Genomic DNA, 24,032 nt, shown 5'->3' on the forward strand with positions numbered 1-24,032 from the left:
CGATCGCTGTTGTGATGTTGTCAGCGCTAGACTTTCACCGTGATGTCAGCAAGTGTGGAATTACAGCAAAACTTTAGAATTCCTGATTATAGCTGTTGACAGTTGACAGTTGACTGTTGACAGACTTAAAAGCCTTTTATTGTCAGGGTTTTATCTTAGGTTGATGTCCTAATCTATCTGGCTACAGCTATATCTTTGCATCACAGCAATAATATTTAAAATAATCCCCTCCGTTTTTACAGGAGGGGATATGAATTTAAGCTGGTTCAAACACCCCTGAAGGAATCGGTACTAATTGCGGCGTTGATAAACAGATTCCCTGTCTATACCAAATCCCCTCAACTTCAAAAGCTTCAAACTGTGTGGTTAAAATTGCCCAAGCTTTTTCATTGAGTCCAGCAGAATAAGTCCAAGTGAATCCCCTATCGTTGTGCAATCTTTGTTCTAGTTCGGCTAAATCTTGCGGTAACCAAAACTGTGTCATGACTCTGTGTGTCGCAATTTCTGGCGGTGTTTCTAACATCTCAACCATTGGCTGATTCACAATGATTTGTTTGCGAGTATCTTGTCTCACTATACTTACAGGGCGATCGTTTTCTGCAGCCGCAACCATGCGGTATAACAACTCTGACGGGACATGTAGCTGGCTGCAAAATACCGCACCCTGATATTGCAAAATCCGCTCGGCTGTCTGTGAGGTTGTAGGCGCTGCTTTGGTAGCCATCCACCCAAAAAATTCAATCGGTTGCTTACAGCCTCGCCATTTAATCCGCACTTTACCATTAATTTTGTATGCAGTTTCGCTGAGTGCTTCTCCGTAGCTTTGCGCCAAGTAAGTGGCATCCCGCTTGGTTGGGGCTAAAATTGAAACCCCTTCATAAGACATTTTATAGTTCCACCCCGGTAAGTTGAGGATTTTAAGAATACTCGCACTCATCTTGTTTGACACCTTGAGAATCTTTAAATACTTTTACACCCTGTGTATCTTGATATACGGAAATTTTAAAAGTTTCTTGCCAGATTTTTTTTCTTTCCTCTTCTGGGATAGCTAAAGCGGATGTAATAATCGCAAAATCTCCTGGTGTTGGTAGTACTTCGCCTTTGGCTAAGGCGGGTAAGTTTTTCACCCCACAACGCTTGAGTTTTGCCATGTTGATTCTGACGACATCAGCAATTGTTTTTGGAGCTGCTTTTTGCACGTTGAGCGCATATACATCTGTTTTTTTAGCTATCCACTCTTGAGCCATCTCTTCTAAAGCGTCGCTTTGAGAAATGCCTAAGCGGGCACAAATACTTTTAAATTCTAGGGCTAATTCCAGGGGGATATAGCCACTAATTTGTTTGTAATCTTCAGAGCGCCTTCTGTCAGTCATAAGTCAAAATTGTGAATATTGTCCTTGTCTCTATTTTCTCTCATGAATTCCAAAAAGCAAGACATTCGTATTTGTCACATTTAAATGACAGCTTGACAAAAAAAAATGACAAGCTTAATATGAAGACTAGGAGCAGTAAACAGCTGAAGATCAAAGAAACGGTAGACCACCCAGAAGCTAGCTGCTTTTTTTGCTAGTTAGCTTCTCACCTTTATTTAGGAATCCAAAGGGTTTTTTAGACCCTTAAGTTCAGTATATATGCTCGTATTCATTCCGCAAGAAGAGATCGTCAGATCTTTAAATTTGCCTAGTTTAATTTACAGTTACATTACGGTATTAATGGTCTGTCTCCTGAATTTTGCTAGTTTGTCAGCACTGCAAACCTCATGAAACAAACTACCAAAGTCTATCGCACAAAGAATTTCGCGCCGTTAAAAGTAAGTCAAATTATTCGCACTCAACCACAGTAGACACCGTAATAGGGGCTTATTTGGGGTTGGAACCTATTCATAACATCGACTCGGCTAGAAAATATGACACAATTAACTTTCGATCAATTCGTTCATCCTTTATCTGAGTTTCCCAGCATTGTCCATTTGGAAGATAGCGATGAGCCGATGTTAGATATGTATACTATGGCAGGTGTATTACTGTATGCAGCTTGCGCCAATGGTAATTTAAAGGCGCAAGAAAATATTTTAGAAACATTAGCAGCCCATAGAGAATTAGATGGGAATGTTTTATTTGAGCGGTGTAGAATGGGCGATCGCGCGGCAATTTTACAAACCACAAGTCTGATAGTTGCTGGCTTAGAGAGCAGTATGGAGACAGTGGAAGTATTCTAGATTGTAGGACTTACGCACCGAACACAAAAACCCTTACAAGGGTGGTCAAAAGTCAAAAGTCAATGGTCAAAATTCAGGTTTTTGGACTATGGACTATTGACCATTGACAAAAAGCATGAAATATATCTGACACTGCGTAAGTCCTAGATTGGTGATTTGTATCGGTAGGGTGATGTTTTCCCTAGTCCAGACTAGAGAAAATATGACAAAAACTTACCGATCTATTGATGAATAGCTTAGTTCTGCCAAAAAATATTCAATCTGTGCTAGAGAGAAACAGCGATCCTGACGTTATTTTTAGGGAAATTTTACCCTTAATTGGCGAAGCGTTACAGTGCGATCGCTGTTTTCTATATTTACGTAATCCAGACAAAAAGCTGGCGCAAGTCGCTTATTATTGGCGACGCCATCCAGATATACCAGAGGCGACAACTTTCGACTGGGGATTAGAATCAGAGTCTTTACCCCAAGAAGATCCTTTATTTGCGGCGGCACTCCGCGCCGAACCTTCAGTTTATGTTGAAGATATAGAAACTGCTAGCCCAGAAGTTGTCAATAAAGACTTTGAGCATCAGCACATGGGACATAGAGCCTTAATTCATGCTCATTTGCGATATAATCAGCAATTATGGGGAATTTTGCAACCTGCTGTTTATGGGAAACCACGAATTTGGTCACAAAGCGATCGCGCTTTGGTGACAGAATTAGAAAATCAACTTACACCCATAGCGATCGCTTATGTCAAAGCGGTAACTGAATCTAAATTTGGTAATTAAGTATGGCAAAGCCAGATACTCCACTCACAGGAGAAGCATTAATTAAAGAAGTTTGTCGTCGGATTCGCGTGGCTCGCAGCTATTGGGATGCTCATAACAATGCAGCTTGTCGAGGTGAACGCGATCGCGCATTGACTCTTTACAATACATTAACCAAAGAGCAAAAACAGCAGATACCGCAAGTTTTACGGGTGTGGCTGCGTTATCGCAGTGAGAAATATTTTGGCGCACATCGAACGCAGCCTAAGTCAGCACGAAATCGAAATATATAAAATTTTACTGTTACCTTGGGCGCTCAATGCTTTTCTAGGATGCAGAAAAGTGCTTTGGGAAGGGGATCTAATGTCCCATGATATACCGTGTGTTTAGCCGAATGCAGAGCAAATTGCTCTTTGAATATCTGCTAAATTTCCTCTGGAGTAAAGCGATAAGGGCCTTGTTCTCTTGTCTCTTCTTGAGAGAAGCATTTCAGTAACAGATAGCGCTTTGGTTGTAATAAGTTCGCAACTGTTTGCACGTAAGTATCATAGCTGTGGGGTGGCAGAACATGAAAGCAGCCTCTGTCTAAAATCAAGTCGAAAGATTTTTCCAGATGACTGTTAAGAATATCATCTTGCTGAAACGAAATTTGTAATCCCTTCTGGTTTGCTTTGGCTGCTGCTTGACGAATAGCAGCCTCTGATAAATCTGTTCCCATCACCTGAAAGCCGCGTTCAGCTAGCGCGATCGCTTGGGTTCCCGGCCCGGTTCGTGAACTACCTACACTGACCTGACGGAGAGCGTGTAGGCTTCCAGCTTCATTGACAGATGCTTTTCCACCTTTCGGCTTATTAGTCTTACTCCGCCTCGGCATGGCAATAACGGGGTTCCCTCCGCCATTTTTTAATATCCGAACTCCTTGATTTCTGATGTTCAGTGCTGCGTTACCATCACGGTCATGATGAGTTTGGCATGATGGACAATCCCATTCACGGATATCGAGCGTTAACTCGTCAAGAACATGACCGCAGCACGAGCAGGTTTTGGAACTGGGAAAGAATCTTCCTATTTCTACAAGTTGTCCATCTTTGGCTTTCAACTTGTAGTCAAGAAAATTGACAAACATCCCCCAACCCGCGTCGGATATTGATTTTGATAGCTTGCGGTTCCGTACCATTCCCTTTACGTTTAAATTTTCTACAACGATGATTTGGCTTTCATCTACCAGCTTTCTACTTAATTTATGTAGGAAGTCTTGGCGGGAATTTGATACTCGCTCATGAACCTTGGCTACTAGTTTTCTGTATTTGTTTCTGGAATTACTTCCTTTAACTTTACGGGCAAATTTTTTCTGCTTCCTAGCTAGATTTTTCTCATGACGCTTAAGATGTTTTGGGTTTGAATGCTTGGTAACTTCTTCGCCATCATGAACAATAGCAAAGTCCTTTAATCCCAAGTCAATCCCAAGTGTTTTGTCACCTGTTGGTTGATTTGATTCACCTTCTACCTCACACAGGACAGAAGCGAAGTATTTATCTGTTGGAGTTTTGCTGATGGTGACAGTCTTAACTTTCCCTTCGATGTGTCGATGCAAGACTGCTTTAACGACACCAATTTTAGGAATTTCCAAACTTTCCCCTACAACTTTAACGTTTTGAGGATATTGGATTGATTGTTTGTGATGCTTCGACTTGAACTTAGGAAACTTAGCCCTACCTTCAAAAAAGTTAGAGTAAGCCTTGTTGAGATTAATCGCCACACACTGCAAAACAGCAGAATAACAATCCTCTTTCAACCAAGGATGCTCTACCTTTAACTGTGGAAGATAAGCTTTATAGACGCTTAATTTTAATGATTTTCCTGTTTGTTCATAGTGTTGAATGCAAGCGTTGAGGGCATAATTCCAGTACCAACGCGCACAGCCGAACGACTTGGCTAGAGCTATTTCTTGTTCACTTGTTGGGTATAGCCTAACCTTAACTGCTTTCAACACTTTAATCACCTCCTTGTTGCACCTATGCTAACATAAACGTGGGATAAATGAGGGAACAAAAATGAAAAACAAAGAGTTAAAAATCCGAATATCAGAACGCAGGTTAAATAAAGTACGCTTATACGCTGCTTGGTCTGATAAAACTATGACTCAGGTAATTGAAGAGTGTATTGACCAACTACCAAGCCCTAATATTGGCAATTCCGACGCTCGTACCTCGCTACCGCTTCGCTAACAACCACCTCACTCCCTCATCAACCTAATGGTTGATATTGGTCAGAGATGGTTTCGTCATTGCCCCAAAATTCATGAGGCAAAATGCGGTGTAGCTCTGCTTCCCGCATTATTGCCGTCCCACATCTTACCCCGAAGGGGTAAGATGTGGGGCTTCTTTTGGTTTCAGGTAAATCCAGGACTGAACCATTGCTCAGTTCTAGATTTAGGAGGGCTTCCTCAACATCTGGATCTAAGCTAGAGTTAAACCAGGGCATGTTTTCAACGGCTTGTTCTTGATAAAGCGCTTCCCAGTTCGGAAATTCTCGTTGAGTCATTATTAGTTCCTTTTTTTATTTCGCTTCTCTACAAGACGCTACGCGAATGCGTGTCAGTTGTCATTTTACAAATCTTTGCGACTCACCACTGACTACTGACAAAACTCCATTTATGGGTGGAGTTTTTTATTTATCGTACATAAAAGGGTTTAAGACCTCTACGTCTATACGTAGTATCATTTTCAGCCGGGGTTTAAATCCCCAACTGAAAATGTCTTTAATTTTGAATTTTGAATTTTGAATTTTGAATTGATTCATATAGTCGCTTTAGTTGGTGGAGGAATCCAGTAAACGCTGAGTGCATGAATAATGCTGACTAACATCTCAACTTCTGCTGGCTTAACTAAGCAAAAATTTACGCCTAACTCGTAAGCTGATTCAATATCTTCATCCAAAGCCGAGCCAGTTAACATTACTATCGGCATTTGCTCAAATTCTGCTTGTTTTTTTACCCAGTTCACAAGATATAATCCTGATTTTCCCGGTAGGCGTAAATCTGTTAACAGCAGACTTGGCAAAGGATGAGCTAATCTGTCTTGATAAGGAGGTTGTCCTGATAGATAACGTATAGCTTCTTCTGATGTTGTGAAGACTCGTAAATTAGGCAATTTACCTAATTTTGAGCGTTGCAAAGCACGCCTCACCAATAAAATGTAAGCAGCATCATCTTCAATATATAAGACAGTTCTGGCATCCAAATCTGCCATTGTTTTCACCTTCACTTCAGGCTCAAGTAAGCTTCGCTGACGCAGATCAACGAAACAATCAAGATTAGCAAGTTCCGGAATGTGGATGGAACTGCGATCGCTTTTATCTTGTTGTGGTTAGAGTTGAAAAACACGCCCTAGCCCCTAGCCTAAGCGCCCCTTACCGCCATCGCCGCCACCTCATCAGCCGCTAAAACTTCCCAAGCTGTACCTTTGTAACCATAAGCAAAAATTTCTGGATGTAACATTTCTGCCAAAATTTCTAGGGAATCTACCAACCTGGGGCCGGGACGGTTAAAGTAAGCATTGCCATCAGTAATGTAGACTCTACCAGTTTGCACAGCATGGAGTCCCTGCCATTCTGGAAGTTTAGTTAATAACCGTGCTTCTTGGCGAGTGCGCTGTAAATCCCAACCGCAAGGCATAAAAATAATTACATCGGGATTGCTGGCTACCAGTGTTTCCCAAGATATGGTAGCTGATGGCTGACCGGAGGAACTAAATAAGCTTTGTCCGCCTACTAAGTTGACTAATTCCGGAATCCAATTAGCACCTACCATCAAAGGATCTATCCATTCAATGCAAGCGACAGTAGGTAATTCTGTTAAAGACAATCCTTGGATTCTTTGCTGACAAATCTTCACCCGCGCTTCCAGGTCTTCTAGCAATTTTACTGAGTCTACTTCAAAGATATTACCGACCCGCTCAATATCTTGCCAAACATCTGCCAGTAAATTAGGCTGCAAAGAAATAATTTGTGGTGAGGTGTCAATTAGATTGGCAACTGCTTTTTCTACTTCTTGCAGACTCACAGCACAGACATCACACTGGTCTTGAGTCACAATATGGGTGGGCTTGACCTGCTCGAGAATATCAGTATTAATTTCGTAGATACTCAAAGCAGATTGCAATAAATTATTCACCTGTTGATCAATTTCCTGACTGGAAGCATTGCTATTTAACCGTGCTTTGGTACAAATCGGGCGATTTTGGATTTCTGGGGGATAGTCACATTCATGCGATCGCCCGACAATAGCATCAGCCAAACCCAGTGCCGCTAAAATCTCTGTTCCACTGGGAATGAGAGAGACAATTCTTATACTGCTATCTTTCATCGCTCCACCTCTGCAACAGCTGCTCTAATCTAATTGTCGCAAAATATATGAGGTAGCGTATCTCTATCTAAAGGAATAGACCAGTGTTTTCCGTTAACATTTAGTAATAAACTGAGATGGTCACCGATATAAAGGTAAAATTTCTATACCTCAAAGGCTTGAATTTCTGCCTAAAGGATGATAAAGATTTAAAAACCATCTCTGATGCGCGATCGCTAACTCAAAATGGCGTTTTATGTCTGAAGCAACGTTTGAAGGCATAATAGTACAAGATCGGGGAATAATTTTAAATGCTAATTATGTCCTGGTAGAAATGACTGATTATGAACTTGCAGAAGCGATCGGTAAAAACGGCCGGGAACTGATTGCGCTAGAATCACAAGAGTTAATGACAAAAAATATACTTTCTGGTTCGGAAATCCCTTGTGAAGTCATTGTAGTCAGAAAGGATGGCTCTACTTTTTCAGCAGAATTCCAAGGCAAAGTGATTTCTTACTCAGATCAAAAAATGCAGGTGGTTGCGGCTAGAGATATTACTGAATCTAAAAATTCCCAAGAAGTGTTGCAAATCCGAGAAAATGCGCGCCGAAAACAAAGCCAAACCCTAGTGCAACTAGCAAGAAGTAAGACATTTCAACAAGGTAATCTCAAAGCCGCCTTCCAAGAGATTACAGAAGCTGCTGCACGTACCATCTCAGTAGAGCGAGTAGGGGTGTGGTTATATAATCAAGACCACTCTACCTTAGAATGCGTAGATTTGTATGATGTCAGAACCAAAGAACACCGCAATGGTTTATCACTGCTCAAAGCTAATTACCCTAATTATTTCCAAGCCTTAGAAGCAGAGCGTAGCCTTGCGGTTGATGATGCCATCAACGATAGTAGAACTGAAGAATTATCTCAATCTTATCTTTTTGAATTAGGAATTGCATCTCTATTGAATGCCCCAATTTGGTTAGGCGGTAGATTAGTCGGCGTAGTCTCCCACGAACATTGCGGTGAAGTTCGTCAATGGACATTAGAAGAAGAGAACTTTGCCGGTTCTATTGCAGATTTTGTCACCCTCGCCATAGAAGCCAGCGAACGCAACGCCGCAGAAGCCGCACTACGTCAAAGTGAAGCAAAATTCCGAGCAATTTTTGAATGTTCTTCTATCGGGATTGGACTGATAGATATGCAAGTGCAAATAGTCGATGTCAATCCCGCGCTATGTCAAATGCTGGGTTACAGCCGTGAAGAATTATGTGGTAAACAATTCACAAATTATGTCTCTCCGCAAACTGGCGATTTAGAACTTTTAGAACAACTAATTTCGGGAATTAGTGCAGATCCACAACAGCTAATTGAAAGACATCGCATTGAAATGGAAAGGCTGTTTTTACATAAACAGGGAGGATTAGTTTGGACTCATTTATCAGTTTCTGTTATTCCCGATAGTTATGGTAAACCGGAATATTTCTTAACTATTATTGAAGATATTACCGAACGCAAGCAAACAGAATTAAAATTGCGTGCATCCCAAGCTGCGGCTGAAGCGGGGAGTCGTGCTAAAAGCGAATTTTTAGCTACCATGAGTCACGAATTGCGCACGCCTCTGAATGCAATTATGGGTTTATCTCAATTGCTGCAACAGGAAATGGTAGGGACTCTAAATGACAAGCAAAAAGAGTACATTAGTTGTGTGTATAGTAGTGGCGAACATTTATTAGCACTCATCAACGATATTCTTGATTTGTCCAAGGTAGAAGCAGGTAAAGAAGAACTTTTTTTATTACCTTTACGAGTGATAGATATATGTAATTCTGTAATTTCTACAGTTGGCGATCAAGCTTTAGATAAAGGATTACAAATCACCAGCAATATAGCACCCCAAGCTGATATTTGTGTTGCTGATGAACGGCGGATTAAACAAATGCTGTTAAATTTACTTACTAATGCGATTAAATTTACTTCTAAGGGAGAGGTTGCTTTAGAGGTAAGAAAAGTTAGCAATGGAATTACATTTACAGTTGCAGATACTGGTATTGGAATTGATGCTAATCAATTTCATTTTCTGTTTGAGCCTTTTAAACAACTTGATAGTCGGTTAAATCGTCAATATGAAGGTACTGGTTTAGGTTTAGCTTTAACGCGCAAATTAGCAAGGTTACATGGTGGTGATGTAACGGTAGAATCTACTTTAGGTAAAGGTAGTAGATTTACTCTGTTTTTACCGGATCGAGCATATTCGATGGATGAGGATAGTATATGTTAAAAATTCAAAATTAAAGACATTTATAAGTAGGGTGTGTTGTCGCGCAGCGCAACGCACCAATGCATAATTAATAATTTAAGGTGCGTTAGCCTACGGCATAACACACCCTACCCATAATTTATATTTACTTAGATGAATTCATACCAATTTAAATAGTGTTTGCGGCACATTAATATATATCTTGATATTCCTCTGATAATTTCTTCTTCATTTTGATATGAGGAATATCTGCTTCTATAAAGATTTCTCCTTCGGGGATGAAACCTAAATTTTCATATAAAGCTTTGATATATGCTTGAGAATGCACTACAATTTCTGGAATATTTTGATTAGCAATAATTGCTATTGCTTTTTCCATAAGTTTTTTAGCAATACCCTTTCCTCTGGCTGGAGATAAAACGGCAAGTCTTTCTATTTTGGCTGTTTGATTATCTAAATATCTAATTCTCGTAGTACCAACGGTTTCCCCATTTAAATAAGCAATTAAATGTTGAGATATTTCATCTTTCCCATCAAATTCTAAGGCAGAATCTACTCCTTGTTCTTGTTGAAATACGGCGATTCTAATTGCTTTTATTGCTGTAAATTCTTCTGGAGATTCAACTGTTTTAATGATTAAATCTCTGTTTGCCATTTCTCTGCGTTCTCTGTGGTTCAATAAAAGGTGGGCAATGCCCACCTTATTTATATAGTATTTATTTGCGACAATGCAGTTAATATTAATAAATTAACCGCCTTCGCGTAGCGTCTCGCAGAGAAGACGCCAAGGACGCCAAGAAAAGGAAAGAGAGGTAGGTTATTCTGCGCCTTCGATGGGTGCGAAACCTTGGCGTTGAATGTTTTCTGTGATGGTGCGGGGTTCTAGGAATTGTAGCAGGTAGTCAGGGCCGCCTGCTTTGGAACCAACGCCAGAAAGATTGAAGCCACCAAAGGGTTGACGAGCAACGATCGCACCTGTGATGGTACGGTTAATGTATAAATTCCCAACTTCAAATTCTTGCTGTGCTTGCTGGATGTGGGATGGGGTACGCGAATACAGTCCCCCGGTTAAAGCATAGTTAGTACCGTTGGCTACTGCTAATGCTTCCTCAAAGTTTTTGACGCGAATTACAGCGAGTACAGGGCCAAATATTTCTTGTTGAGCAATTATCCCATTGGGAGGGACTTCGCTAAAGATAACGGGGCCGATAAAATATCCTTGTGCTGGTGCGGGTAACTCTAAAGCTAATTTTGCTTCTGATTTACCTTTTTCAATATACTCGCGAATGCGATCGCGGGCGTTGGCATCAATTACCGGGCCGATTTGGGTACCGGGTAACTCGGTTTCGCCAATATTTAAGGATTTTGTGGCTTCTACTAACCTTTCCACAAAGCTATCGTAAATTGATTCTAGGACAATTACCCGCGAACAAGCAGAACATTTTTGTCCGCTATAACCAAAGGCTGATTGCACTACCCCAACAACTGCTTGGTCTAAATCGGCACTTTCATCAACAATGATGCCATTTTTACCACCCATCTCCGCAATTACCCGTTTCATGTGCTTTTGACCGGGTTTGAGGATAGATGCTTCTGCGTAAATTCTACAACCTACTTCTTGAGAACCAGTAAAAGCAATTACATGGGTATCGGGATGATTTACCAAATATGCACCAACTTGGGAACCTTTACCGGGTACATATTGATAGACACCTTGGGGAATCCCCGCTTCTACTAAAATTTCTGTGAGTTTGGCGGTAATTACCGAAGATGTTTCCGCCGGTTTGAGGAGAGTACAATTACCAGCAACTAACGCTGCTACAGTCATACCACATGCGATCGCTAACGGGAAATTCCAAGGCGAAATTACTACCGCAATTCCCCGTGGTTGATAAAGATAACGGTTGGTTTCTCCCGAAACATCATAATTTACCCCTTTATCCAACCGTTCCATTTCATCAGCGTAGTACTTACAAAAGTCTATCGCCTCAGAAACCTCTGCATCGGCTTCCTTTACCGGCTTGCCAACTTCCAACACAATCCAAGCTGAAAGTTCAGCGCGCCGTTGTGACATCAAATCCCCAGCTTTGCGTAAAATATCCGCACGTTGCTTCGCTGGTGTTTTCCGCCAAGCAGGAAAAGCCGCCTTCGCTGCTTTCATCGCCTGTTCAGCTTGTTCAATACTGATGAGTCCAACTTTCCCAATTACCTGACTAAAATTAGAAGGATTGAGAGAATCAATAAATATGGAAGTGTTAGTATATTCACCATTAATCAATGGTAAATAAGTTTTTCCCAACTGCTGGTGAACCGTCGCAAAAGCCGCAGCAGACTTCCTTCTCGCCTCCTCCTCTGCATAATCAGTATCCGCCGCACCCACAAACCCTGCACCATCTTCTTTAGGGTTTTGCGGAGATAACTTAGCTGCTGGTGGTGCTATTAATTCCTCAACAGGTCTATTCTCCAAATTTTGCCGTAAAAACGAACTATTCGCCGTATTTTCCAACAACCGCCGAATTAAATAAGCCATCCCCGGTAATAAATCACCGTAGGGACAATAAACGCGAACTCGGTAACCCTTATCCACCAAAGCCTTCGCCAGTTTATCGCCCATACCGTAAAGAACTTGCATTTCAAAACAACGGCGAGGAACTTTTAAACTTTCGGCTATGGCAATGGCTCTAGCTTGCGATCGCACATTATGACTACCAATGGCAGCATATACATATTGATGATTCTCTAGCAATAGCTGAGTTATTGCCTCAAAGTTAGCATCGCTGGCAGCTTTGTCATTATAAACCGGCTGCGGCCAATGTTTTTGGGCAGCTTTGATAGTTTCCTGATCCCAATATGCGCCTTTAACTAAGCGAATAGTCAAAGGATAACCGCGCTGTTTCAACCAAGCAATGACATCTCTAGCATCTTGCTCGCTATCGCGTAAATATGCTTGGATGGTAATGCCAATATCTGTTCTTTGCCTAAACTCTTCCTCCATTAATAAATTTTTCAGGATGTGAAGAGTTATATCTTTATAAGCATACTGTTCCATATCAAAATGAACAGCCGCGCCTAATTCTTTAGCATGACGTAAAAGAGTCCGAATGCGATCGCTAACTCTCGCCTCGCTACCCTCAGCATCTAAAGGATCGAATTGGGAATAAAATGCCGTTAACTTTACAGAAACCTGAACTTTTGCTAGCTGTTCCCCATCTGCTTCATCAATGGCGGGAATTGTTTTCCAATTTTGCGCAGCTGCTACCAATTGGGTAATTAATTCTGAATAGCGTTCTAAGTAAGATTTAGCTTCTGTTTCCGTAATTACCGCTTCACCAAGTAAGTCAATGGTGAAAGCCATTTTATCTTTACGTAACCGTTCAACGGTTTTGATAACTTGTGTAATATTTTCCCCAGCAATATATTTATGGGCGAGAGTTTCTACTGCTGTTGCAACTGTTGTAGCTGCGACTTGTCCCGGCATAGAATCAGGGTTAGCAAAATTCAGCATTCCCTTTAAAGCCGCAGGTAATTCTACAGATTCATCCCCTAAATATTCTTGTAAATGGGCAGCAATTTCCGGTTTGCTGCGTAAAGCTGGTAATGTATCGATAAAGCGAAACAATTGCACCCGTAAACCTGGATTGCTCATCGCCCAAGCTAGTAATTTATCATCCCAGCGCATTTGATCGCGCAAGGAAGCAAAAAACGAGCGATTTTCTTGGGTTACTTCTAGAAGTTGTTTAGCAATTTCTTGGGTTTTAGCTTCGTAGGTGCTGGTTTGTACTTGTAATACCACGGATAGTAAACTCCTAATTCCAGGTAAGGCTTGTAATTCCAAGCCTCTGTATTCTATTTTGACTCTTAGATTTTGTACTCACCATATTTCCAGAGTGTAAAATTTACTTCCAGAATCGGCAAACAGATATGCTACCCAATCGTGGTAGAAATTGGGGAGAGTTAGAGAAAAATTACATGACTAACAATCAGCAAGTGGATCTACCGTATTTTGATCAATTATTTGCGGACTTTGCCAAGGGAAATACGGAAGCGATCAAAGCTTTTGGTTTGCACGTACACTGGGGTTATTGGGCGAATCCTGCATTAGCAAATGGTTCAGTTGATGACTTTGCTACCGCCGCAGAAAATTTAACCAGAAGAGTCTGCGATGCTGGTGGTGCTGCGCATGGACAAAGTATTTTAGATTGTGGTTGTGGCTTTGGGGGGACTATTGCCAGTTTAAGCGATCGCTTTCATCATTTACAGCTAACTGGTGTAAATATTGACAACCGCCAACTCGAACGGGCAAGAGATCAAGTTAAACCTCGCAACCACAACCAGATAAAATTTGTCCAAGGAGATGCTTGTCAGCTAAGTTTTGCCGATAATTCCTTTGATTTAGTCTTAGCTGTTGAATGTATCTTTCATTTTCCCAGCCGGGAGCGTTTTTTCCAGGAAGCGTGGCGAGTTCTCAAACCAGGCGGAAAACTCGCTATATGTGACTTTGTCCCCCAAGACTTTGTCAGTCCCCTAATGAAGATTGGCGGAACATTGCTGCGCCCAGTAATTGGTAATACTTACGGACAAGTTGATAGTACTTTTACCCTTTCTGCTTACCGTCAACTAGCGAAAAATACAGGCTTTAAATCACTCATTGAAGAAGACATCACCGCCAATACTATACCTACATATCCATTGCTAAGACGACTGCAAACGGAAACAGGAAATCCAGAATCAGCAAATTCTACCTTTGTGACTGAAATCATTAGTCGCTTAGGAATACTGCGTTATTTGATTCTGTCTTTTCAAAAGTAAAAAATACTAAGAGAAAATAACAATTCAAAATTCAAAATTCAAAGATATGGTGGGCAATACCCACCATACAAATACTAAATCATTTGTGAAATTTACCAACTCTCAGTTTTTTCTCTTATCCTTGGCGTTCTTGGCGGTTCATTAAAAAAATACAGCAGATTTCAGGTAAATGCGCGCTTCGGGGCATGGCAGTGCCAGTGCCCCTACAATCAACGATATAATCTGTACTTCACCAACTAGTAATCTGCTGTATTTTCACAACTCAGATAGGATTGCTATATGCACCAAGAAACCTTACACAATATTTTATTATCTCGCTGGCAAGAAACAATTAAACATTTACCATTTAATCAAATAGCTGCTAATAAAATATTTAATGACATCATCACAGCCTATTCTACTCCTGAACGTTACTATCATAAACTTGAACATCTTCTGCATATTTTCATTACTATTGATAATTTAAAAACCTATGTTAAAGACAGACAATCTGTAGAATTTGCTGCTTGGTTTCACGATATAATTTATGACACTCAGGCTAAAGATAATGAAGAAAAAAGTGCAGAATATGCAGGTGAATTATTGCCTATTTTGGGAATAACAAATAATAATATTGACCAAATAAAACATCTCATTCTCAATACCAAACACCATCAAGCGGCGACGGATGATGTTGATAGCCAAGTCTTACTCGATGCAGATTTAGCAATATTAGCTGCTGACCCCATGCAGTATCAAGAATACGCCACAGCCATCCGCCAAGAATATGCATGGGTTCCCGAAGCTGAGTATATTGTAGGTCGTCAACAAGTTTTAGAGAAATTTTTGCAGCGCGATCGCATTTATTTTACCTCCTTGATGTACGCAACCGGCGAAGAAATTGCCCGCAGGAATCTTCGGCAGGAAATTGAGTATCTTCGGGACAAAGGAGACAATTGTACAGACGCGATTCATCGCGTCTCTTAGTTAATCATTAACCACTGACACCGCCGAACGTCTGCGCAAAACTTCCAGCAGCTTTAAAAATGTTGGCGGTGGGGGTGCTGTAACTTCAATCAGGTTTCCTGAGATGGGATGCTGTAACTTGAGTTTCCAAGCATGTAAAGCTTGTCCTGGTAAATTTACGCCCACGGAACGACCAGAACCATAAACAGAATCGCCTACTATGGGGTGTCCTATCTTAGCGCTGTGGACGCGGATTTGATGGGTGCGTCCGGTTTCGAGTTGGAAGTGAATTAAGGTGTAATTTCCCAATCTTTCTTTTATTTGCCAATGGGTTACAGCATTACGTCCGCCTTCTTCAATGGGAACTACAGCCATTTTTTTGCGGTCTTGGCGGTGACGACCGATGGGTAAATCTATTGTACCGCTTTCGGTTTTTGGCGCACCGTAAACTACGCCTAAATATTCCCGCCTTGCTGTTTTGGCTTGGAGTTGGGCTTGCAAATGTTGATAGGCGATATCTGTTTTGGCGATCGCGATCGCGCCTGTTGTATCCTTGTCTAAACGATGGACAATTCCCGGACGCTGTACGCCCCCAATTCCAGGGAGGTTGGGACAATGGGCTAATAAAGCATTCACTAAGGTACCATCAGGATGACCGGGCGCAGGATGAACAACTAAACCTGCGGGTTTGTTGAGAATGATAATTTGGTCATCTTCATAGAGAATATCTAAAGCAATAGCTTCTGCTTGCAGTTCTAGCGGTTGGGCTTCGGGAATTTCTAAATAAATGCGATCGCCTACTTTTACATTGATTTTTTTGGACGTACAAACTGTACCATTAAGTTGGACGTTACCTTGCTCAATTAACTGTTGAATCCGGGAACGTGATAAATCAGGTAATTCTTGCGTAAGGTAGCGATCGAGGCGTTCGCTGTTGGCTTGAACTTGTAAATTAAATTCGCTCACAATCTATCTAAATTAATTCCCCTGTCTTCAACTACTGCTAGTCAAGTTTTGGCTATTTAATTTTAACAAACCACCGCTTTTGTGCAGCCCTTGATTATAACCTAGAAATTATATTTAACCATGAGGTGCTTCACCCATCATTTAGATATTAGTAATTTATCTATAATTTCTAGGTCTAAATTTTATTGCCCTGCTCCTGTCATTTTTTCATTCATACTGAAGCTTTAGAATCTATGTAGGCTGCTACTACGAAGCGTAACCCACCATTCCACCACTGACAACTGACAATTGTACAGACGCGATTCATCGCGTCTCTTATATCAAAATTCATCGCGTCTCCTATATCAAAATTCATCGCGTCTCTTATATCAAAAATGATAAATTACTGCACATTTTTGCTGAGTCCGATAGCAATGATTAAATAAATTTTTTTTCATAATTCCGAGATTGACTTATCATAAATTTCATATATTTTCTTTCCCACTGCCTAAGTTTTGCAGTAACCTAGTTTTTATTGAGCAAATTAATTAATATCTACCATTTAGCTGAAAAATTCTATATTTCAGCTACTTACTATGTAAATATCCTTTAATCTCTAAAATTAGCCTATGGATCGATGAAACTAAAAAACGTTGCTTGTAGGCGCTACTAAAATTAATTTCTTGTTGACTGTTGACTGTTGTACGGGCGGGTTTACAAATATATTCTATTGTTAACGGGAATCTCGGTTAACCCGCCCCTACAGACTGTTAACGACTTGAATGGGATAATTTATTTTTTAGAGTTCCCTTGTTCAGTCAATGTAAAGTTTAAATTCGTGGTAATTTATTGTAAAAGTAATAATTTTATCCCAGAATACAGAGAAAATCTCCACAATCTCCCCCTGGGATCGAATCATTACGACTTACGAAAATGGCTCTGTAAATCAAGGCGAAGGTTGTCAAAAGTCCACAGGGAACTAGGGAATATCGACAGCCTCAACTATAAATTCCCAGACTCTTACGTAAGCCGGATCAGCAATTGGTTCTTCACTTAGTTACAATAAATACGGTGAGTTTAAAAGGAGTTAGAGCCAAGGCTAAATTAGCTGCAATCTCAAAGCGTCAAAACCCCTAGCAGTAGCGCTGTCATCGGTTTTAGCCTGAAGGCGGTACTCTACCTGTAAAGGCTGGTGTAAGGGCGATATTAAGCTAGATTAGCCAAAGATACAGAATGTAAAGCTGATTTTTGGAATACTATTTCCTAGCAAGAAGTATAGCCATTTTGCTACTGAGCGATCGCATGGCTGTTTTACTTCAGCACGAGTGCAGCCTAATGCACTATAGTGTGACAGGGAGTGGGGAGTTGGAGATTGGGCAAATTGCCTACACTCATGCAATAGTCAAGCGCTATGTTTAATTGAAGGCGCTTGTGACTTTATCCCTGGAATGCTGAGAAAGGGTTTCCACAAAATTCAACTGCAAATATTGCTTTTATATTAGAGCCGTTCCCAATGAAGACACTTCCTATTAGTAGATATCGGTTTTTTCAAAAGATTCAGCCCCTATCGCTTTTAAAGAAAATCACTAATAAGTCTGTTAGCGGATGCTTACAAGTATTTACTCAATCAGGTTCTTGGTCAATATATATAGATGAAGGTAAACTCATATATGCTTCTTACTCCGAAAAAATGTTTGAGCCGCTTTATCGGAATTTGCAGCGTTTAAGTAAACAAATTCCGACGATTCCCCCAAAAATTAACGAGCAGTTACGCGCCATATTTGAAACGGGAATTGACAACCAAGCCATACCAAATCCAGATTATTTAGCTATTTGTTGGTTAGTCAATCAAAAATATATTACTCCCACCCATGCGGGAATTTTGATTGAACAATTAGCCAGAGAATTTTTAGAAGCATTTTTACAACTAGAAGAAGGTAGTTACGAATTTATTCCCGAAAGTTTTTTAGACGATTTACCCAAATTCTGTCATTTAAATGTGCGCTTACTAGTAGAACATAGTCAAACATATCGGGGAGATTCTGTAGGGCGCGTCACATCATCACCTCATCACTCCAAACCAGGGGCATTTACCAACCCAAAACCATCCCAACCTGGGGTAAAAGTACCATCATCACTGAACTACCCGACGACTCAGTTAGCAGAAAGACCGCACTATATGCCCAATTATAACCACAATCGCGGTCATAGTTTGGAACAAGTTTCTCCTCCAATTAACGACACAAAAACATACACGATTTTTTGCATTGATGATAGCCCCAGTGTATTGAATATCATCAAGAACTTTTTGGACGAGCAAATGTTTTCTGTTGTTGGTGTCACCGATTCCTTAAAAGCTTTAATGGAAATTCTCCGCACCAAACCCGACTTAATTTTATTAGACATTACCATGCCTAATTTAGATGGATATGAGTTATGTTCGCTATTGCGAAAACATTCACAATTTAAGAATACACCTGTAATCATGGTGACGGGAAAAACCGGGTTAATTGATAGAGCCAAAGCCAAAATGGTGAAAGCCTCAGGTTATTTAACCAAACCTTTTACCCAAGGTGATTTACTCAAAACCATTTTTCACCACATGGTGTAAGTAAGTGGTGTAAGCAAGTGGTGTAATTTCTAAATCAGCAGTATAACGATACCAAGCCAATACATTTTTGTAGGGGGTTGAGGTTTGAGTATTACTTGGGCTGGGAAAATTTTGATTATCAAAGATTCTCTGCGAGAATGGCAAGTAATTAGTCATTATCTCGAAGATTGGGGATACAACATTATTAAAGCTTCTCATGCTCAAGAGGCTTTAGAAATAGCGTTAGAAGAAAAACCAGATGCGATCGTTACCGACGTAGTTAGTCCAGCAAAAAGCGGTTTTGAATTATGCCGCTTTTTGAAAATCCATTTAACTCATCAAAAAGTGCCAATAGTTGTCTGTAGCAATAAAAATCAGGCAATTGATAACTTATGGGCGAGGAAACAAGGTGCCGATGTTTATTTAACTAAGCCTTTCACTCCTGAAGATTTACTGAGGGCAATTCAATCAGCAACCAGGTGGAATTATATTGTACCACGAATTGTTGCTCTTTAACAATAGGGCATGGGGCATGGGGCATGGGGCAAGTCGTCAACCGTCAACAGTCAACCGTCAACAGTCAACCGTCAACCGTCAACCATGAGGACGACAACCAGATAAAATACTGTGCATGTTCACGACTGCGCCAATAACAGCGATCGCGGGGGCTTCAAATCCGGTGTTTTCGACTTGCTCGACTATGGTGCCGATTTTGCCAATTAATTCTTCTTGATCTGGGCGCGTACCCCAACGGACTAAACCTATTGGGGTGTCTAAACTCAAGCCTGCGGCGGTCAATTGCTCGACAATATAAGGTAAATTGTGAATTCCCATGTAAATCACAATGGTTTCGGAACCTTGAGCGATCGCACTCCAATTAATACTCGGTCTATACTTACCCGCTGACTCGTGACCAGTCACAAAAGTTACAGATGAACTATACAGCCGATGGGTTAAGGGTATCCCGGCATAGGCTGGGGCGGCGATACCCGATGTAATTCCTGGCACAACTTCTACAGGAATGCCCGCTTCTACTAATTCTGCCATTTCTTCGCCACCGCGACCAAAAATAAACGGATCGCCACCTTTGAGGCGTACAACTATGGCGTGTTCCTGGGCTTTCTCAATTAGCAGCTTGGTTGTATCTTCTTGTAAAAGCGAATGTCTTCCCATCCGCTTACCCGCATTAATTTGTTCTGCTTGGGGGTTAATCATTGCCAGAATTGCGGGACTCACCAATGCATCATAAATTACCACATCGGCGCATTCCAGCAGACCTTTACCTTTGAGAGTCATTAATCCTGGATCTCCAGGCCCCGCACCTAACAAATATACTTTTCCCAAAAACTTATTCTCCTGCGTATCTGTAGCGTTCATGTATTTATAGAATCCCAGATTAACTGGGCTAATTCTTGTGTATTGGCACCCAAGGGCGGTGCTAAATAAAAATTTACAAGGGGAAATTGTAATTTTAACTGGTCTATGGATTGGGCGATCGCATCGGTGATGCTACCAGGGAATAAAAAGTATGGCAAAATTGCAATTTCTCTTTTACCAACAGCAATCAAATCTTTGACTTTTGCTTCTAAACTCGGAGCTATAGACCAATAAGCGACCATTGCGCCTAAATTTTCTGCCATTGCTTCTACTTGCGCTTGCGAGCTTGGGCGACGGCTACCATGTGCTAAAATAATCCATGATGCTGTATTTTTTGGCGAAATTTGTTTGGCGAGTAAGCTTTTTAAATTGGGATGAGTGCCTATATATGGTTGTAAATCCACAATCATATTTTCACCAAGGGCTTGTTGCGCTAAAGCTATTTCATCGGGAATATCTTTCATAGCATGTACTCCCGGCGCTAGAAATAAGGGTATCACCTGCAGGCGATCGCACCCAGCAGCTAAAGCCGTGACAGCAAATTTTTTAATCTGCTGATGCAAAGGTTCCGGCTGCAATTCTAAACAAGCACTATCAAAGATACCTTCTTTTGCTTGCTCCCGGATCAACCCCAACAACTGCTGGACAGCAATTTCCGGACGGGGATCGCGACTTCCGTGAGATACCAGCAGATATGCACAAGACATGGGCAAGGGTTGAGGGTTTAACAGTTATCTTTAATATGTTACTTAATAGTGAACTACCCACACTGACCTGACGGTACAGTGTGGGCTTCTGTACTCACGGGGGAGTGCCGCAGATGAGACTTTCGCCCCATCTTTGGTCTTACCTCCCCTCCTACAGCAGAGACGGCTGAACCTTCCGCCTTTAGCATTCTGACACCCTCTGCTCTAATGTTTATCGCAGCGTTTCCATCGCGGTCATGATGTGCGCCACAGTGAGGACAAGTCCATTCCCTCACATCCAGTGACATCTCGCTAACCTGATAGAAACAATTAGAGCAGAGCTTGGAACTGGGGAACCATCTGTCAATTTCTACCAACTTCGCACCTTTGCGTTCTAGTTTGTAGGCTAAGAAGTTGGTAAACGTTCCCCATCCAGCATCAGATATTGCTTTTGCTAACTTGTGATTAAGAACCATGCCCTTGACATGAAGATTCTCTACTATGACAGCTTGGCTATCGCTGACCAACTTGTAACTAAGTTTATGTAAAAAATCTTGCCTTGAGTTACTAACCCGTTCGTACACTTTAGCGACAACTTTACGATATCTATTCCTTGAATTACTCCCCTTTTGTTTACGCGCTAATTTTTTCTGCTTACGCTTCAAATTACGCTCATGCTTGGCAATATGTCTTGGGTTGTCGTATTTAGAAATCTTTTCGCCATCAGTGACAACAGCAAAATGCTTCAAACCTAAATCAACACCATAAATCTTGCCTTCTGCAACCGTTGGAGCATCTCCCTCCAATTCAGTCAGGATAGATGCAAAATACTTTCCTGACGGGGACTTGCTGACGGTTACGGTTTTAATTTTCCCCTCAATTGGTCTGTGGATTTTGGCTCTAACTATCCCGATGTTACCGGGAAGTTTGACATTACCATCCACAATTTTGACGTTTTGTGGGTATTGAATCGACTGCTTGCCGTGCTTAGATTTGAATCTAGGAAACCCCGCACGCTTATCAAAAAAGTTCTTATACGCAGTGGTCAGGTTGAGAGTTGTAGCCTGCAAAACTTGACTATAACAATCAGCCAGCCACTTGGTATCCTCTGCTTTTTTAAGCTTGGGTAAAAGCGCATTGAGTGCCGACTGTCCCAGTCCCTTACCCGTCTGTTTGTAAGTCTCAATTGATTTATTTAGAGCGTAATTCCACCACCAGCGAGAACATCCAAATGCCTGCGCCAATAGTGTTTCTTGCTCTTTTGATGGGTATAAACGAACTTGAACAGCTTTATGTAGCACTCAATATCACCTCCTTGATTTTTATATCTTACTACTATCTACACTTACTAGTAAAGCAAAACCGGAAAATATTTGGCTACTCCTCATGCATCTTCTCTCTTACCAAAGAGCGGTTGATGATGATCAAAGATGCAATCGTCGCAGCCCGCCTTATATCCCGCCACTGATTCTGAGTACAGAATTCAGTGGGGGACGAGGGCGCGATTCAGTTAAGTAGGCGATCGCATTTTCAACCAATCCGCCCTCCAATTACACCATCCCCGTAGGGGCGGGGTTTCCCCCATAGGTGTCAACTTAAGTTCAAAATAGCCTTTTTCTTAGCTTTGTTGCCCGCCTGAGAATGAATTCTCAGGCTAATAGTCCAAGTCTACTGAAGTAGACTCAAGATTTTGAGGATATTTAGGAATCTGACGATGACTTTGGCTATTAGCAAGGAACTGAAGTTCCTTGCGGTAACTGAGTTTCGCCTTAAGTTAACACAGGTGGGTTTCCCTAATCCACCTTGCAATTACACCATCCCCGTAGGGGCGGGGTTTCCCCGCCCTTTGCGACAATCCAGAAATAAATTAATTAGACACAAGCGTAATTCGATTAGCTCAACCCCATTCCTACCACCGCATTGATTAATCTAAAATCTAAAATCCAAAATCCAAAATCTAAAATTAATTAACAGTTTGCCAATTTTGCATTTAACGCATTCAAATGTCGCCATACTTGAGTCCCCGCAGCCCAGTTATGAGAGGGTAAATGTCCTGGCGGTGCTGACAAGCGAAACGATAATTGCTGCACAGAAGAAGGAGAAAGGGCTAAACTCCAGCCAATCGTCGCGCAAAACTTAGCATAATCGCCGTCTACGCTGTCGTAAATTTGCTTCTGGACGCTAAAACCAAACCTTCCCTTACTATATTTTTTCCACAATTCGTCAATTATTTGTAAATCTTCACAAGGTAAATTTTCAATATCGCCAGTAAATAGATAGCTACCTATAGGCTTTCTAATAGCTTGACACATCAGCGCCCAAGTTTGTTTATCTGCTGCTTGCCATTGTCGTAAAGCTAGTAAATCTCTCAGGTGATGATAATCAACGCCAGCTTGAGATTTTAAATTATCACCTGACTTTGGCTTTCCAGGCTGGGAAGACTCAAGTTTAATGGCGCAGTTGAGTGCTACTAAGGCTTCCGCCGCCGATTTGTAGCGTTGGGGAAGGGAATTTTGCAGAAGTTTATCGAGAATTGCGGCGAGGCGATCGCTTACCGCATCTTTATTTAAAATATAATCGCGCCACACCCAGCGATCGCTCGTCACATCAAATAAATCAAAGGGAGAAATCCCCGTTAACAAGTAAATACAACTTACCCCTAAACCGTAAATATCGCTAGCGGGAAGCGCTTTCCCCCGCATGTGTTCTGGAGCCATATATCCGGGACTTCCCACCGTTGTCCCCGTATACAGCAAAGCTGTAGCTGTAATTTGTTTCGCCACGCCAAAATCAATCAACACCAAATCCTTCCCAGTTCCCCCAACAGCAGTTCGGCGCATGATATTTGCTGGCTTAATATCCCGATGAATGACTTGGCGCACATGAATAAATTGCAGCACTGGTAACAACTGCTGCAGAATTTCCCAAATTTGCGCTTCGCTAAAAAGTCCTTGGGTTTCTAATTCCTGTGCTAAAGTCTGTCCCGGAATCCATTCTTCCACCAAATATAAATCGGTGTCTAATTCAAAGTACTCTAGCAGTTGGGGAATTTGGGGATGCTGCAACTCTCTCAGACGGACTGCTTCTTGACGAATTGACACTCCCCTG

The 24,032-nt window shown here is 41.4% G+C and carries 23 protein-coding genes and 1 pseudogene; 10 read left to right on the forward strand and 14 right to left on the reverse strand.

Annotated elements, in window-relative coordinates; translation table 11 throughout:
- Positions 1-256 precede the first annotated feature (256 nt).
- Entirely contained in the window at positions 257-937 is a 681-nt protein-coding gene (locus tag H6G08_RS12465; protein WP_096646305.1) for a PAS domain-containing protein, read from the reverse strand.
- Positions 918-1,373, reverse strand: coding sequence for a hypothetical protein (locus tag H6G08_RS12470; RefSeq protein WP_190542533.1), 456 nt, complete (start codon positions 1,371-1,373; stop codon positions 918-920). Before H6G08_RS12470 ends, H6G08_RS12465 begins: the two co-directional genes overlap by 20 nt.
- Before the next feature lie 533 nt (positions 1,374-1,906).
- Between H6G08_RS12470 and H6G08_RS12475 the strand changes: the two genes are divergently transcribed.
- The 3 genes from H6G08_RS12475 (at position 1,907) to H6G08_RS12485 (ending at position 3,266) form a co-directional block, all read left to right on the forward strand.
- The gene (locus H6G08_RS12475; protein WP_190542536.1) at positions 1,907-2,218 is read left to right on the forward strand and encodes a hypothetical protein; all 312 of its coding nucleotides are present in this window, start codon (positions 1,907-1,909) and stop codon (positions 2,216-2,218) included.
- A 227-nt stretch (positions 2,219-2,445) separates the two neighbouring features.
- A complete protein-coding gene (locus tag H6G08_RS12480) occupies positions 2,446-2,994 on the forward strand; it encodes a GAF domain-containing protein (RefSeq protein WP_190542540.1) in 549 nt (182 codons plus the stop codon).
- 2 nt (positions 2,995-2,996) lie between these two features.
- Complete coding sequence (locus H6G08_RS12485; RefSeq protein WP_190542543.1) at positions 2,997-3,266, forward strand: Precorrin-3B methylase; 270 nt, start codon at positions 2,997-2,999, stop codon at positions 3,264-3,266.
- A 131-nt stretch (positions 3,267-3,397) separates the two neighbouring features.
- Here the strand turns inward: H6G08_RS12485 and H6G08_RS38680 are convergent, their stop codons facing one another.
- Positions 3,398-3,847, reverse strand: a complete 450-nt coding sequence (locus H6G08_RS38680) for a class I SAM-dependent methyltransferase (protein ID WP_277877820.1) — start codon at positions 3,845-3,847, stop codon at positions 3,398-3,400.
- A gap of 18 nt (positions 3,848-3,865) precedes the next feature.
- Positions 3,866-4,966: pseudogene (locus H6G08_RS12490) on the reverse strand (RNA-guided endonuclease InsQ/TnpB family protein); the annotation flags it as partial.
- Positions 4,967-5,027: 61 nt separating this feature from the next.
- On the opposite strand from H6G08_RS12490, the gene H6G08_RS12495 reads away from it, so the two are divergent.
- The gene (locus H6G08_RS12495) at positions 5,028-5,201 is read left to right on the forward strand and encodes a hypothetical protein (protein ID WP_190542546.1); all 174 of its coding nucleotides are present in this window, start codon (positions 5,028-5,030) and stop codon (positions 5,199-5,201) included.
- Positions 5,202-5,220: 19 nt separating this feature from the next.
- Here the strand turns inward: H6G08_RS12495 and H6G08_RS12500 are convergent, their stop codons facing one another.
- From H6G08_RS12500 to H6G08_RS12510, 3 genes are all read right to left on the reverse strand, one after another.
- Positions 5,221-5,517: a hypothetical protein gene (locus tag H6G08_RS12500; protein ID WP_190542549.1), complete on the reverse strand. Its 297-nt coding sequence runs from the start codon at positions 5,515-5,517 to the stop codon at positions 5,221-5,223.
- A 254-nt stretch (positions 5,518-5,771) separates the two neighbouring features.
- Positions 5,772-6,224, reverse strand: coding sequence for a response regulator (locus tag H6G08_RS12505; protein ID WP_190542553.1), 453 nt, complete (start codon positions 6,222-6,224; stop codon positions 5,772-5,774).
- A 149-nt stretch (positions 6,225-6,373) separates the two neighbouring features.
- A complete protein-coding gene (locus H6G08_RS12510; protein WP_190542555.1) occupies positions 6,374-7,339 on the reverse strand; it encodes a cobalamin-binding protein in 966 nt (321 codons plus the stop codon).
- A 116-nt stretch (positions 7,340-7,455) separates the two neighbouring features.
- On the opposite strand from H6G08_RS12510, the gene H6G08_RS12515 reads away from it, so the two are divergent.
- Positions 7,456-7,602 (forward strand): hypothetical protein, encoded by a 147-nt coding sequence (locus H6G08_RS12515; RefSeq protein WP_190542559.1) that lies wholly within the window; start codon positions 7,456-7,458, stop codon positions 7,600-7,602.
- On the forward strand, positions 7,575-9,593 hold the full coding sequence (locus H6G08_RS12520; RefSeq protein ID WP_190542562.1) for a PAS domain S-box protein: 2,019 nt from the start codon (positions 7,575-7,577) through the stop codon (positions 9,591-9,593). The genes H6G08_RS12515 and H6G08_RS12520 overlap by 28 nt, the downstream gene beginning before the upstream one ends.
- Positions 9,594-9,762: 169 nt before the next feature.
- Here H6G08_RS12520 and H6G08_RS12525 read toward each other — a convergent pair whose 3' ends face one another.
- Together H6G08_RS12525 and pruA are read right to left on the reverse strand one after the other, a co-directional pair.
- Complete coding sequence (locus tag H6G08_RS12525) at positions 9,763-10,227, reverse strand: GNAT family N-acetyltransferase (RefSeq protein WP_190542565.1); 465 nt, start codon at positions 10,225-10,227, stop codon at positions 9,763-9,765.
- A gap of 162 nt (positions 10,228-10,389) precedes the next feature.
- Positions 10,390-13,365, reverse strand: coding sequence for an L-glutamate gamma-semialdehyde dehydrogenase (pruA, locus tag H6G08_RS12530; protein ID WP_190542567.1), 2,976 nt, complete (start codon positions 13,363-13,365; stop codon positions 10,390-10,392).
- A gap of 128 nt (positions 13,366-13,493) precedes the next feature.
- Between pruA and H6G08_RS12535 the strand changes: the two genes are divergently transcribed.
- Positions 13,494-14,381 carry a class I SAM-dependent methyltransferase gene (locus H6G08_RS12535; RefSeq protein WP_242046140.1) on the forward strand — a complete coding sequence of 296 codons (888 nt, stop codon included), beginning with the start codon at positions 13,494-13,496 and terminating at the stop codon, positions 14,379-14,381.
- A gap of 279 nt (positions 14,382-14,660) precedes the next feature.
- On the forward strand, positions 14,661-15,347 hold the full coding sequence (locus H6G08_RS12540; RefSeq protein WP_190542570.1) for an HD domain-containing protein: 687 nt from the start codon (positions 14,661-14,663) through the stop codon (positions 15,345-15,347).
- Here the strand turns inward: H6G08_RS12540 and H6G08_RS12545 are convergent, their stop codons facing one another.
- Positions 15,348-16,295 carry an RluA family pseudouridine synthase gene (locus H6G08_RS12545; RefSeq protein WP_190542750.1) on the reverse strand — a complete coding sequence of 316 codons (948 nt, stop codon included), beginning with the start codon at positions 16,293-16,295 and terminating at the stop codon, positions 15,348-15,350.
- A gap of 1,489 nt (positions 16,296-17,784) precedes the next feature.
- Between H6G08_RS12545 and H6G08_RS12550 the strand changes: the two genes are divergently transcribed.
- Positions 17,785-18,882, forward strand: coding sequence for a response regulator (locus tag H6G08_RS12550; protein WP_190542573.1), 1,098 nt, complete (start codon positions 17,785-17,787; stop codon positions 18,880-18,882).
- Between the two features lie 84 nt (positions 18,883-18,966).
- Entirely contained in the window at positions 18,967-19,377 is a 411-nt protein-coding gene (locus H6G08_RS12555) for a response regulator (RefSeq protein ID WP_190542576.1), read from the forward strand.
- A gap of 78 nt (positions 19,378-19,455) precedes the next feature.
- Here the strand turns inward: H6G08_RS12555 and cobA are convergent, their stop codons facing one another.
- From cobA to H6G08_RS38520, 4 genes are all read right to left on the reverse strand, one after another.
- A complete protein-coding gene (gene cobA, locus H6G08_RS12560) occupies positions 19,456-20,238 on the reverse strand; it encodes a uroporphyrinogen-III C-methyltransferase (protein WP_190542579.1) in 783 nt (260 codons plus the stop codon).
- A complete protein-coding gene (locus tag H6G08_RS12565) occupies positions 20,235-20,945 on the reverse strand; it encodes a sirohydrochlorin chelatase (RefSeq protein WP_190542582.1) in 711 nt (236 codons plus the stop codon). Before H6G08_RS12565 ends, cobA begins: the two co-directional genes overlap by 4 nt.
- 53 nt (positions 20,946-20,998) lie before the next feature.
- Complete coding sequence (locus tag H6G08_RS12570) at positions 20,999-22,225, reverse strand: RNA-guided endonuclease InsQ/TnpB family protein (protein ID WP_190542585.1); 1,227 nt, start codon at positions 22,223-22,225, stop codon at positions 20,999-21,001.
- A gap of 666 nt (positions 22,226-22,891) precedes the next feature.
- Positions 22,892-24,025, reverse strand: coding sequence for a GUN4 domain-containing protein (locus tag H6G08_RS38520; RefSeq protein WP_313941850.1), 1,134 nt, complete (start codon positions 24,023-24,025; stop codon positions 22,892-22,894).
- Between the last annotated feature and the right edge of the window lie 7 nt (positions 24,026-24,032).

This window comes from Calothrix anomala FACHB-343, assembly GCF_014696435.1.
GTDB lineage: Bacteria > Cyanobacteriota > Cyanobacteriia > Cyanobacteriales > Nostocaceae > Aulosira > Aulosira anomala_A.